11 protein-coding genes are annotated in these 12,485 nt (G+C 66.0%); 1 reads left to right on the top strand and 10 read right to left on the bottom strand.

Translation table 11 applies throughout. The features are described 5' to 3' along the window. Positions 1 to 80 precede the first annotated feature (80 nt). The 9 genes from rpsO to FB389_RS00330 all read right to left on the bottom strand — a co-directional run bounded on the left by rpsO (position 81) and on the right by FB389_RS00330 (position 9,510). Positions 81 to 350, bottom strand: coding sequence for a 30S ribosomal protein S15 (gene rpsO / locus FB389_RS00370; protein WP_142110858.1), 270 nt, complete (start codon positions 348 to 350; stop codon positions 81 to 83). Positions 351 to 480: 130 nt separating this feature from the next. Beyond that, positions 481 to 1,437: a bifunctional riboflavin kinase/FAD synthetase gene (locus tag FB389_RS00365; protein ID WP_142110857.1), complete on the bottom strand. Its 957-nt coding sequence runs from the start codon at positions 1,435 to 1,437 to the stop codon at positions 481 to 483. 34 nt (positions 1,438 to 1,471) lie between these two features. Beyond that, complete coding sequence (locus FB389_RS00360) at positions 1,472 to 2,782, bottom strand: TrpB-like pyridoxal phosphate-dependent enzyme (RefSeq protein WP_142110856.1); 1,311 nt, start codon at positions 2,780 to 2,782, stop codon at positions 1,472 to 1,474. A gap of 117 nt (positions 2,783 to 2,899) precedes the next feature. Continuing rightward, positions 2,900 to 3,874 carry a tRNA pseudouridine(55) synthase TruB gene (gene truB, locus FB389_RS00355; protein ID WP_170207802.1) on the bottom strand — a complete coding sequence of 325 codons (975 nt, stop codon included), beginning with the start codon at positions 3,872 to 3,874 and terminating at the stop codon, positions 2,900 to 2,902. Positions 3,875 to 4,008: 134 nt separating this feature from the next. Next, positions 4,009 to 4,449 carry a 30S ribosome-binding factor RbfA gene (gene rbfA, locus FB389_RS00350; RefSeq protein ID WP_142110855.1) on the bottom strand — a complete coding sequence of 147 codons (441 nt, stop codon included), beginning with the start codon at positions 4,447 to 4,449 and terminating at the stop codon, positions 4,009 to 4,011. 90 nt (positions 4,450 to 4,539) lie between these two features. Continuing rightward, positions 4,540 to 7,428: a translation initiation factor IF-2 gene (gene infB, locus FB389_RS00345; RefSeq protein WP_142110854.1), complete on the bottom strand. Its 2,889-nt coding sequence runs from the start codon at positions 7,426 to 7,428 to the stop codon at positions 4,540 to 4,542. A 50-nt stretch (positions 7,429 to 7,478) separates the two neighbouring features. After that, entirely contained in the window at positions 7,479 to 7,847 is a 369-nt protein-coding gene (locus FB389_RS00340; protein ID WP_142110853.1) for a YlxR family protein, read from the bottom strand. 27 nt (positions 7,848 to 7,874) lie between these two features. Continuing rightward, positions 7,875 to 8,936, bottom strand: coding sequence for a transcription termination factor NusA (gene nusA / locus FB389_RS00335; RefSeq protein ID WP_142113335.1), 1,062 nt, complete (start codon positions 8,934 to 8,936; stop codon positions 7,875 to 7,877). A gap of 1 nt (position 8,937) precedes the next feature. Next, positions 8,938 to 9,510, bottom strand: coding sequence for a ribosome maturation factor RimP (locus FB389_RS00330; RefSeq protein WP_142110852.1), 573 nt, complete (start codon positions 9,508 to 9,510; stop codon positions 8,938 to 8,940). A gap of 145 nt (positions 9,511 to 9,655) precedes the next feature. Here FB389_RS00330 and FB389_RS00325 point away from each other — a divergent pair, with 145 nt between their 5' ends. Beyond that, complete coding sequence (locus FB389_RS00325; RefSeq protein ID WP_170207801.1) at positions 9,656 to 10,693, top strand: DUF4439 domain-containing protein; 1,038 nt, start codon at positions 9,656 to 9,658, stop codon at positions 10,691 to 10,693. Here FB389_RS00325 and FB389_RS00320 read toward each other — a convergent pair. Then, positions 10,690 to 12,456, bottom strand: a complete 1,767-nt coding sequence (locus tag FB389_RS00320; RefSeq protein ID WP_142110850.1) for a proline--tRNA ligase — start codon at positions 12,454 to 12,456, stop codon at positions 10,690 to 10,692. The genes FB389_RS00325 and FB389_RS00320 overlap by 4 nt on opposite strands. Between the last annotated feature and the right edge of the window lie 29 nt (positions 12,457 to 12,485).

The raw sequence follows: 12,485 nt of genomic DNA, 5'->3' as shown, positions 1-12,485 counted from the left end.
CATCGCGCCCGCATCATTCCCCATTTCGACCGCCAGCCCGGAACGATGACCGTTCCGGGCTGGCAGCGAAAGATGTGCGGTTATCGGCGCAAGCCAAGTCGCTCAATGAGGCTACGGTAGCGCTCGATGTCGATCTTTTGCAGGTAGCCCAGCAGGCGACGACGCTGACCGACCAGCAACAAGAGCCCGCGGCGCGAGTGGTGGTCGTGCTTGTGCTCTTTGAGGTGCTCGGTGAGGTCCTTGATGCGCTGCGTGAGCAGCGCGACCTGCACCTCCGGCGAACCGGTGTCGCCCTCGCTGGTCCCATATTGCTTGATGATTTCAGCCTTCGTGGCAGTATCGAGTGGCACGGTTCTCCTTGTATTTTCCGTTGCGCGGTGCGCCGGGGCCTGTTCACCCGGGCTCTTACTCATCCGCGGCCGATCAAACGGCAACGCTCAAGTCTACCAAAGATAGTTCCCGGGCGCATCGCATTCGCGTTCATCGCCCGGCCGTGCCTCGCAAAATCCGCTCGCACTGTGCGACGTCGTCGCGCATCGCCGCGATGAGTTCGGCAACGCCCGAAAAAACGGCCTGCCCTCGGACCCGCTCCACGAACTCGACCTTCGCCTCCTTGCCGTACAGATCGAGCCCCGAGCGGCCAATCGCGTACGCTTCCACCCTGCGCTCGGTGCCGTGAAAGGTCGGATTCGTGCCGACGGAGATGGCCGCCGCGACCCGGCTCAGCTCCTCCGAGACCGTGAGCCACCCCGCATACACGCCATCGGCAGGAATCATTGCGCCCGCGGGCACGTCAAGGTTTGCGGTCGGGAATCCCAATTCCCGGCCCCGCCGGTCCCCCGCGACGATGGTGCCGCGCACACTGGGCTCTCGTCCCAGCATCGCCCCTGCCGAAGCGACGTCCCCCGCCCGCAGAGCGTCGCGGACCAACGTGGACGACCACCTGAGCGCACCGGTCTCCTTGTGCCCCACGTCGTCGATCGCGATGACGTCGAACCCGTATTCGGCGCCGAGCTCTTGCAGGGTTTGAAAGTTCCCGACGTTGTCCCATCCGAATCGGATGTCGTGCCCGGCGACGATCGCGCGCATCGAGAGCACCTTAAGCAGATAGGTCAGCACGAACCCCTGCGGCGTTTGCCTAGCAAAGTCAAGGGTGTACGGAACGACCAGCGTGGCGTCGATGCCCGCAGCGGCGATTAATTCGAGGCGTTCGTCTAGCGAGCACAGGCGCGCAAGCGGCGTGAGCGGGCGATGCACGCGCGCCGGATGCGGGTCGAACGTCATCACGGTAGCGGTCAGGTCGCGGCGCCGCGCCTCGTGAACTACGCGCCGCAGCACCTCCTGGTGACCCCGGTGGACCCCATCGAAGTTGCCGATGGTGACCACGCTCGGGCCGAAGTCAGCGGGAACCTCCGAGATATCGGAAAAAACGAGCACACCTATGTCCTTATGCAAGTAGACCTTGAGCGCCCTAGCCTACGGGCGGTTGGTAGGACTCCAGGAATCCCTGGTACGACGGCAGATCCAATTGTCCGTGGCCGGAAACCCCGATGACGATGGTCTCGGCGCGGTCGCTGTGGGCCAGGTACTGGAACGCGGCCGCCAGCGCATGGGTCGATTCGGGAGCCGGGACTATGCCTTCGGTGCGTGCCAGCAATATGCCGGCGTGGAAGGCGGTAGTCTGCTCGATCGCGACCGCGTCAACGAGCCCCAGGTGGACCGCGTGGCTCAATGCCGGCGCCATGCCGTGGTAGCGCAACCCGCCGGCGTGGATCGGATCCGGGACGAAATCCTTGCCCAGGGTGTACATCTTGAGCAGTGGGGTCATGCCACTGAAGTCACCGAAGTCGTAGCGGTACTCGCCCTGCGTTAGCGACGGGCACGCGGCCGGTTCGGCGGCAATGACCCGGGTCTTCGCCTTGTTCATCAACACCTCGCGCAGGAACGGGAACGACAGGCCCGCAAGGTTAGAGCCACCCCCGGCGCAACCAAACACGACATCCGCGTGGCCGATGCCTAGCCGGGCCAGCTGCGCGATGGTCTCTTGCCCGATCACGGTTTGGTGCAACGCGACGTGGTTCAAAACGCTGCCAAGCGCGTACCGCGCCGCGGGATCCTTGAGCGCAACCTCCACGGCCTCCGAAACCGCCATCCCCAAGGATCCGGTTGTCTCGGAGTCGGATTCCAGGATCGCGCGTCCGGCCTCCGTCAATTCGGACGGGCTGGAGTGCACGGTGCCACCGTACAGCTCCATCAGATACCGCCGGTAGGGCTTTGATTCGTAGCTGGCCCGCACCTGCCAAACCTCGACGTCGATGCCGAAAAGCGATCCGGCAAAGGCGAGGGAGCTTCCCCACTGCCCCGCACCAGTCTCGGTGGTCAGCTTCGTGATCGCCTCCTCGCGGTTGTAGTACGCCTGCGCGACCGCGGAATTCGGCTTGTGGCTGCCGACGGGCGACACGCCCTCGTACTTCAAGAAAATCTGGGATGCGGTGCCCAGTGCCCTCTCGAGGCGAGATGCGCGGATCAGCGGCGTCCCGCGCCAGATCCCGTAAACGCTGCGGACCTCCCGCGGAATCTGGATGTATCGCTCGGTGCTGAGTTCTTGCTCGGCGAGTGCCCGCGGGAAGAGCCCGCAAAGGTCCTCGACCGTCACCGGCTCCTTGGTGCCGGGGTGCAAGTGAGGCGGAATGGGCTCGGGAAAGTCCGCGGCGATGTTGTACCAGTGCGTCGGGACAGCGGCGGTCGATCCGGCGGCGGGAGCAGCTTCGTAGGCGGACATGCGGATTCCTTCGAGTCGGCAGTGGCAGTTGCGGCGCGCATAGGCGCAACCTCACGATGATATCGCGCCGCACTACGGACCGTTCGCTTCGCTCGCGCCGCGACGAGCGCGGGAACGCTAGCGGGGCATCACCACGAGCACCGGCCTTGCGCGCACCTGCGCCCGCTCCGATTGGTTATTGACCAAAGCGACGAGTTCCCCGTCGCCACCGATCGCGGCCACGACGCCGGGTGTATCGCTCGGGTCGATCGAACGCCCGTAGCCCAGCTCCGCGGACTCGTTCTCGTCAATGAGTCGGACCGGAAGCACCTTCGCGGCCGCGTCGGCGAGCGTTGTTACGGCCAGTGCGCCGGCGCTAATCGTCTCGCCCTCGAGTTGGGTGGGCGTGCGAGCCTGCGCGCTCGAAAAGCCGCCGACGCTGGTGCGCCGCAGCGCCGTTAGGTGGCCGACGGTGCCCAACGCATGGGCGATATCGCGGCCGAGCGCCCGGATGTAGGTTCCAGCGCCGCAGCGCACCGCGATCGTCACGTCCATAACGGGGACGGGGGCCTCGTTGGGCCTTTCGCTATCGCGGTGAAATTGCGGCTCGTATCCGAGAACGAAGATCGAGTGGATCGTGATCGGGCGGGCCGCCAGTTCGACGGTTTCGCCGGCGCGCACACGGGCGTACGCGCGCTTCCCGTCCACCTTGATGGCGCTCACCGCCGATGGCACCTGCTGGATATCGCCCACGAAACGCTCCACCACCCGCGCGAGGTGGTCCGCGTCCACGCCGCCACAACCCGGTGCGAGCGTCACCTCGCCCTCCGCATCCTCGGTGGAAGTGGCGACCCCCAACCGCACCGTCGCAACGTACTCCTTTGGCGCGTCGACGATGTACTGCAGCAGCTTGGTTCCGCGGCCGATGCCGACGACCAGAACGCCGGTGGCCATCGGGTCGAGGGTTCCTGCGTGACCCACGCGGCGATTCTTCGCCAGCGAGCGGATCTTGCCGACCACGTCGTGGCTGGTCCACCCCTGCGGTTTATCGACGACGATGACGCCGTTATCGGTCTTGGCCCACGGTCGGGTGTCGATGCGCTTGGTGTTCACGGCGTGCCACGCTACCAGGTTGATGCGTGACAGCGGGCACCCGAGCTCGCGATTCCGGCGGCGGGCAAGCACCAACCGGGACCGCCCGCACTCCGCTCAACGCGCCGCCAGGCACGCCCCGGCGGGCGGCGCGATCAGTCCTCCGCGCGGGTCGGGTCGGCCGGTTTGCGGTACGGATCCGCGTCGCCTGCGGGCGTTGCCCCCTCGCGCAGCCTGGCCAGTTCCTCATCTCGGCGGCGCGCCTCAGCCAGAGCATCGGTGATGTGCTGCGCTTCCTGCGGTACGGAATCCAGGTGAAATTCAATTGTCGGGGTAAGCCGCATTCCCAGTTGCTTGCCTACCTCTGAGCGAATCAATCCCTTCGCGCTCTTCAGCGCCGCCTCGGTACCGGCACGGTCTTCATCGGAACCGAAGACGGTATAGAAAACGGAGGCGTGCTGGCAGTCGCCCGTCATTTTCACGTCGGTGATCGTGATGAAACCGAGGCGCGGATCCTTGATGCGCGACTCCAGCAGGCTCGCCACGATCTGTTGCGTGCGCTCGGCCAGCCTGATGGCACGGGGGTTTTCAGCCATGTTTATCTCCTCCTTGCCGCCCCACGCGGGGCGGATGCCGTGTGGTGGGGCGCGACCTAACCGGCCGCGCCCCACCACCACGCAATCTCGTCAGTCGCGCGGCTTCTCGCGGACCTCGAACGTCTCGATGACGTCGCCTTCGGTGACATCATTGAACGACCCGAGACCGATACCACACTCGAAGCCCTCGCGGACCTCCGTAACATCGTCCTTTTCCCGGCGCAACGACTCAACCGAGAGGTTATCGCCGATCACAACGCCATTACGCAGCACGCGCGCCTTGGAACCACGCTTGATGGTGCCCGAGCGAATGATCGAACCGGCGATGTTGCCGAACTTCGAGGAGCGGAATACCTGCCGGATTTCAGCGGTACCGAGTTGGACCTCCTCGTATTCCGGCTTGAGCATTCCCTTGAGGGCCGCCTCGACATCGTCGATTGCCTGGTAAATGACCGAGTAGAAGCGAATGTCAACGCCCTCACGGTCGGCCAGTTCCGTCACGCGTTCGGCCGGCTTCACGTTGAAGCCGATAATGATCGCATTGTCGACGGTGGCGAGGTTGACGTCGTTTTGCGTGATCGCACCGACGCCGCGGTGAATGATGCGCAACTGTACTTCGTCACCCACGTCAATCTTGACGAGTGCGTCCTCGAGCGCTTCGACGGCACCCGACACATCGCCCTTGAGGACAAGGTTGAGCGTCTCGACCTTGCCCTGCTCAAGCGCCTGCGTGAAGTCCTCCAGCGATACGCGCTTACGCCGCTTGGCCAGCGTGGCGGCACGCTCGGCGGCCTCACGCTTCTCGGCGATCTGGCGGGCCGTGCGGTCCTCCGGGGCGACAAGGAACGTATCGCCCGCGCGGGGCACAGAGGTCAGACCCAAGACCTGCACCGGGCGCGAAGGCAAGGCCACATCGAGCGTGTCACCATGCTCGTCGAACATCGCCCGCACCCGCCCGTAGGACGTACCGGCGACGATGGAATCTCCGACCGCAAGCGTTCCGGACTGAACCAGGACGGTCGCCACGGCTCCGCGGCCCTTATCGAGGTTCGCCTCAATGGCCACACCGCGGGCGTCCTTATCGGGGTTGGCCCGCAGATCCAATTCCGCGTCGGCGACCAACAGCACCGAGTCGAGCAGTTCGCCGATGCCCTTGCCCTGGCGCGCCGAGACATCGACGAATACCGTGTCGCCACCGTACTCTTCGGCAACGAGGTTGTATTCGGTCAGTTGCTGCCTGATCTTGGCGGGGTTTGCCTCGGGCTTATCGATCTTGTTGACCGCTACCACCACTGGCACGCCAGCGGCCTGCGCGTGGTTCAACGCCTCAATGGTTTGCGGCATGACGCCGTCATCCGCGGCAACAACCAAAATCGCCAGGTCAGTTACCTGGGCGCCGCGTGCACGCATGGCCGTGAACGCCTCGTGACCGGGGGTGTCAATGAACGTGATCGGCCGCGTCTCGCCTTCGTATTCGTGGCGGATCTGGTAGGCACCGATGTGCTGGGTGATCCCCCCGGCCTCGCCCGCGATCACGTCGGAGTGACGGATCGCGTCGAGCAGGCGGGTCTTACCGTGGTCGACGTGACCCATGACCGTGACGACCGGCGGACGAGGTTCTAGCATCTCGTCCGATTCCGCCGCTTCCTCGGCCTCCAAATCGATGTCGAACGCCTCGAGCAGTTCGCGATCCTCGTCCTCCGCCGAGACCATCTCGATCTGGTAACCGAGTTCAGCGCCAAGCGTGCCGAACGTGTCCTCATCGAGCGATTGGGTGGCGGTTGCCATCTCACCGAGGTGGAACAGCACAGTCACCAAGCTCGCGGGGTTCGCATCGATCTTGTCTGCGAAGTCGGCCAAGGACGAGCCGCGGCGCAAACGCACGATGGTTGAGCCATCGCCGCGAGGAACCTGCACGCCGCCAAGCGACGGCGCCTGCATTGCCTCGAATTCCTGCCGCTTCGCGCGCTTCGACTTCCGCCCGCGAGCAGGCTTTCCGCCCTGGCGCCCGAAGGCCCCCTGCGTGGTCCCGCGGCCAGCGCCGCCGCGACCGCCACCGCCGCCACCGGGGCGACCGCCGAACCCGGCACCGCCTCCGGCACCCGGCGCTCCGCCGCGGTTAGCGTTGAAACCACCGCGACCACCGCCGCGGCCGCCGGCTGGCGCGTTGCCGCCGCCCTGCTTCTCGCCGGGACGCAAGGACGTCTTACCGGGCATCATGCCCGGGTTGGGCCGCGGTGCACCGGGACGCGGCCCGGGGCCACCCGCGGGACGCGGCGAAGCCGCTGGACGCGGGGCACTGGGGCGAGGCCCACCGGTTCCACCGGCGGAACGCTCGGATGATCCCGCCGGGCGGGGCATCCCCTGCGAGGACGCGTACGGGTTATTCCCGGCCCGCGGGCCTGCCGCGCGCGGCATCCCCTGCGAGGAAGCGTACGGGTTGTTTCCGGCGCGCGGCGCGGGACGGTTGCCCTGCCCGCTAGCGTTGCGCGGTTTGGGGGTGGCGGCCGGGCGCGGCGCGGGCGTACCGGTCGCGGATTCCTGCCCCTTGGCGGCCGCAGGCGCCTTGGGCTGCGTTTCCTTCCCGGTGGGCGCCTTTGCGTCCGCCGCCTTGTTGGCCGGTGCCTTCGGCGCCGGCTTGACGGGGCCGGGCTTCACGCCGGGGGCGGGCGTCGCCGCCTTTTGCGCGGGGGTCGCAGCCGCGTTCGTGGCGGGCTGCGGAGCCGCGGGTGCGGCTTGCGGCGCCGCCGCCGCGCGCTCCGGGCTCTTCGCTTCGCTCGCGGCCTGAACGACTGGGGTCGCCGCTGCCTGCGCCGGAGCCTCGGACGGGAACGCGTCCTTGAGCTTGCGCACGACCGGCGGCTCGATCGTTGACGAGGCAGAACGCACGAACTCCCCGAGTTCGGTCAGCTTCGCCATGACCTCTTTACTGCTTTTTCCGAGCTCTTTCGCGAGCTCGTATACGCGGACCTTAGCCACTTCTCTCCTGTCTCGGCCCGCCCCGGACAGGGTGGACCGTCGTTAGAAACTCATCGCTGGGTGCTCATCGGGTGCCCATCGGCTTCCAACCCGCTTTCCATATCGACGATCGAGGACCTGTTGGCCCCCTCTTGTGCTTTCCGCAGCACCTCCGCAGAGACGCTGGGCGCAGTTCTCAGGCGAAACGCCCTACCCAGTGCGCGCCTGTCGAGCGCACGGCGCACGCATGCCGCGTGCACCCACGCGCCGCGGCCCGGGAGGCATTTCTTGGTATCAATAACGACGACACCGTCCGGGCCACCGACCGAAGCGACGAGCCGGATCAACGAATCACGGGCATCGCGCTGGCGGCATCCCACACACGTGCGGATCGCTTGACGGCCCGAACGCGTCCGCCCTACCGACCCACTGTCAGGCATTGCACCGTCCCTCAGTCTATCGCGATTCTACGCTCGGTCGTTCGCGGCCTCGTTGCGGCCCTCTGCATCCGACCGAATATCGATGCGTAATCCCGTGAGCTTGGCTGCCAGACGGGCGTTCTGCCCTTCCTTGCCGATGGCGAGGGACAGCTGGTATTCGGGGACGATCGCCTGCACGGTCTTGGCGTCGTCTTCCGACACCCGCACCTGCGAAACCTTCGCGGGCGACAGCGCGTTCGCGACGAATGTGGCCGGATCTTGGTCGAAGTCGACGATGTCAATCTTCTCGCCGTTGATCTCAGCCATGACGGCCCGCACCCGCTGACCCATCGGTCCGATGCAAGCACCCTTGGGGTTCAGCCCGGCGACCGTCGACCGCACGGCAACCTTGGTCCGGTGACCGGCCTCACGCGCTATCGAAACCAATTCAACGCTCCCGTCAGCAATTTCCGGGACCTCGAGTTCGAACAATTTGCGGACGAGTTCCGGGTGCGACCGAGACAACACCACCTGTGGCCCGCGGGGCCCGCGGGCCACCTCGACGACGTACGTCCGCAGGCGGTCGCCGTGCCGGTACGTCTCGTTGAAAACCTGCTCGTGCGGCGGCAGGATCGCCTCGGTGCCTCCGACATCCACCTTGATCGTGCGCGGATCGAGCGACTGCTGCACTACGCCGGCTACTAATTCACCCTGCTTGTCCCGGAAGGAACCGAGCACCTGGTCGTCCTCGGCATCGCGTAACCGCTGGACAATGACCTGCCGGGCCGTGGCCGTGGCGATGCGTCCGAAATCACTCGGCGTGTCGTCGAATTCCGGGCCATACGTGCGCTGGATTCGCGTGGTGGGCGCATCCGGGTCGTCGCGGTCCAACTCGTCGGCATCGATGGGAACCTCGGTTTCGATGGTTTCGCGAGCCCACACGACGACGTGACCGGATGCCCGGTCCACCTCGATGCGCGCGTTGCGCTGCGCGCCCGGATTCTTCTGGTAGGCAAGGAGCAGTGCCTGCTCGATGGCCTCGATCATCATGTCCAAGCTGAGGTCGCGCTCGCGTTCGAGCGCGCGCAATGCAGTCATGTCGATATCCATCTCAAGCCTCTCCGTCCTCATCGCCGAAGTCAGCCAGTGCCGCCTTCGAGAGTTCCACCTCGATCTTGCCCTTCACAACGTCGGCCAACGGCACCAAACGGGCGGCACCGCTGTCTTCGTTCACGAGCGTGAGCTCGCTGTCAGACACCTTAGTCAGCCTTCCGGTTTCCGTCCGGCCATCGTTGAGCGTCAAGTGCACCATCCGCGTGCGAGCCCGCTTGAAATGCCGCAGCTCCCGCAATTCACGGCCTGTCCCGGGGGTGGAAACCTCCAAAGTATACGATCCGGCGAACAGATTGGCCGCATCCAACGCCTTCGATACGGCTTTGGAGGCCGCGGCCACGTCGTCGAGCGGCATCGAACCGATCGCGTCCTCGGGCAGATCCACCGTGACTCGCACCAAGGTGCGCGACCCCGCGCGCTTGACCTGTACGTCCTCGACATCCGCACCCGCTGCGGCGGCGGCTTCGCGCGCGACGGCCAGCACGGCATCGGGATCTGCGGGGGGCGCTACCGGTTCTTCCCGGTAGGTGCGCTTAGGGGCCTTCGATTTTGCCTTGGGACCACGGGCCATGTGGGAATGCCTCTCTACCGTTGTGAGTTCCGCGTGCCGACGCGGCGGCGCACGTTCGGCTTACAAGGGTAACCGTACTATCAATGGAAACGCTGCGCGGGTGTCCGCTTCCACCGCGCCCGCACACCATGGAATGATCATCACGATGCTATCTACACCCGCGACACCGACCGCCCCATCCGAACGTTCACGCGACAGTGCGCCCTACCGCCTCGCCGCCACGATCGCGGTTGTCTTGTTGTCGTTGATCGCTGTGACAGCCTGCGGCCTGCGCATCGATTCGCCTCCCGCGGCGGCACCCACTCCCGACGCGGCCGAGGCCACTCGTCAATCCTTGGTTGCGGATGCGCTTGCCACGGTCGCGATGACGGACACCCTCGCGGCCGATGCCCAGCTTCCGGATGCCGTCACGCGGATCGTGACCGATATCGGATCCGATGCGCGCGACCACTACACCGCCCTCGGCAGCGTGTACGATCCGGGTCCTGACTACATCGCAGACCCCGCGCCCACGACTTCGTTCGACGCCGAAAACGTCTCGACGCAATCGCTCGCGACCGCGCTGGCAACGTACGCGAACCGGGTTCGATCCTCGCTGCCCACAGTCGCCGACCCGCTGCGGGCAAGGCTGTACGCCACCATCGCGGTCAATCAGCTGGACGCCGCCACCCGTTTGGCAAAGGCGACCAAGGAATCGCTGCCGGATATAGACATCGTCGAGGCGCGGGCGCAGGCACTCTCCGCCGCACTACCGCAGGGCCTTTCGGACCGGCAGGCGGCGGATCTGATCGCCGCGCAGGACGCGATCGGATACGCCAGAGAACACATTGGCCTGCGCGCCGCGAAGTCCAAATCCGAAAAGATCCTCTCGCTTTCCCGCGACTACCGCTCGCAGGCAACGAAGTGGGCGCAGCAATACGACCTTGATGGAACCAGCGACGACCCGCGGGAAGTGTTCTATGTCCTGGTGAAAGACCCGACCAGTTCCAAGCAACTGACCGCGGCTATCGCATCCGTCCAACAAGACCAGACCCACCGCCTATCGGCCGCCATTTCTGTTGTCGACGCCGACCAACGCATCGCGGCCTTCGACCTGATGACATCCGCATATGCCGATGCGCTCGCGCAGGGAGCGCATCGCACCGGCTACCCGGGAATGCCCGAATACCCCGCGAACGCCTAGGACAAGTCGCCCCGAACCACGGCGACCGCGTCGCCGAGCGAAACCAATTGAGTCTCGCCGGTGGCACGCACCTTGACTTCGACGACCCCGTCGGCGAGGCCGCGTCCGACCACGACGATGACGGGAACGCCAAGCAACTCGGCATCGGCGAACTTCACCCCAGGCGAAACCTTGCGGCGGTCGTCGAATAGCACGTCCAGGCCCGCCGCCTCGAACTCACCGACCAAATCCTCGCTCGCCGCGAAGACGGCCTCGTCGCGTCCCGTCGCCACCACGTGCACGTCCGCGGGGGCCAGGTGGCGCGGCCACACCAGGCCGCGCTCGTCGTTGTTCGCCTCGGCCAGGGCCGCCAGCGCGCGGGTCACCCCGATGCCGTAGGACCCCATGGTGACGGTCACCTGCTTGCCGTTGACATCCAGAACCTTCAAACCGAGCGCCTCGGCGTACTTGCGCCCCAGCTGGAAGATGTGCCCGATCTCGATGCCGCGCGCCAATTCGAGCGGCCCCGATCCGTCCGGCGCGGGGTCCCCGGCCCGGACCTCGGCCGCCTCGACCACGCCATCGGCCACAAAGTCGCGCCCGGCCACCAGGCCCACGACGTGCCGATCGGCCTCGTTCGCGCCTGTCACCCAGCGGGTGCCATCGACGACTCGCGGGTCGACCAGGTAGCGCACCGCCGTTTCACTGCCCGTGTTGCGGACGCCCAGGACCTGCGGCCCGATGTATCCACGCACCAGGTACGGGTGCTTTTCGAAATCCTTGTCGCCAGCCTGCTCGATTTCTGCCGGCGCCAAGGCCGCCTCAAGCCGCTTCATGTCGACTTCCCGGTCCCCGGGAACTCCAATCACAACAAGTTCGCGCTCGCCGTCTGGATGAACTAACGCGAACACGACGTTCTTGAGCGTGTCGGCGGCGTTCCACGATCTGTCATCGCGCGGCTCCGTTTCGTTGAGCCGCGCGACCAGCGAGTCGATGGTGGGTGTCCCGGGCGTATCGATCGTGCGTGGCGCCGGCGCGCCCGCATAGTCAAGCGGTGCTGGAACTGGCGTGGTGACCGCCTCGACGTTTGCCGCGTAACCACCGGCGGAGCGCACAAAGGTGTCTTCGCCGATCGGGGTCGGCGACAGGAATTCCTCGCTGCGCGACCCGCCCATCGCGCCCGATGTTGCCGCCACGATGACGTACTCCAGGCCGAGCCGGGTAAAGATGCGTTCGTAGGCGTCGCGCTGCTTGCGGTAGGACGCTTCCAGGCCCTCGTCGCTGACGTCGAAGGAGTACGCGTCCTTCATGATGAATTCGCGCCCGCGCAGCAAACCCGCCCGCGGGCGGGCCTCGTCCCTGTACTTCGTTTGAATCTGGAAGAGCGTTAGCGGCAGGTCCTTGTACGACGAGTACAAGTCCTTGACCAGGAGCGTAAACATCTCCTCGTGGGTCGGCGCCAGCAGGTAGTCGTTGTCCCTGCGATCCTTCAACCGGAACAGGTTGGGACCGTACTCGGTCCACCGGTCGGTGAGCTCGTACGGTTCGCGCGGCAACAGTGCCGGGAAGTGCACCTCTTGCGCGCCCGCGGCCTGCATCTCCTCGCGCACAATGGCCTCCACCTTGGCCAGCACCCGCAACCCTAGCGGTAACCACGTGTAGATCCCCGGAGCCGCCCTGCGGATATACCCCGCCCGCACCAGGAGCTTGTGGCTCGTTACCTCGGCCTCGGCCGGATCTTCGCGCAAAGTGCGCAGGAACAGTGTTGACATCCGCATGAGCATGCCTCCAGCCTACTAACATTTTTTGCGCG

The organism is Rarobacter incanus (genome assembly GCF_006715765.1).
Lineage (GTDB): Bacteria > Actinomycetota > Actinomycetes > Actinomycetales > Cellulomonadaceae > Rarobacter > Rarobacter incanus.
Note: the sequence above shows the minus strand (reverse complement) of the source record. Positions and strands in the feature narration are given on the sequence as shown.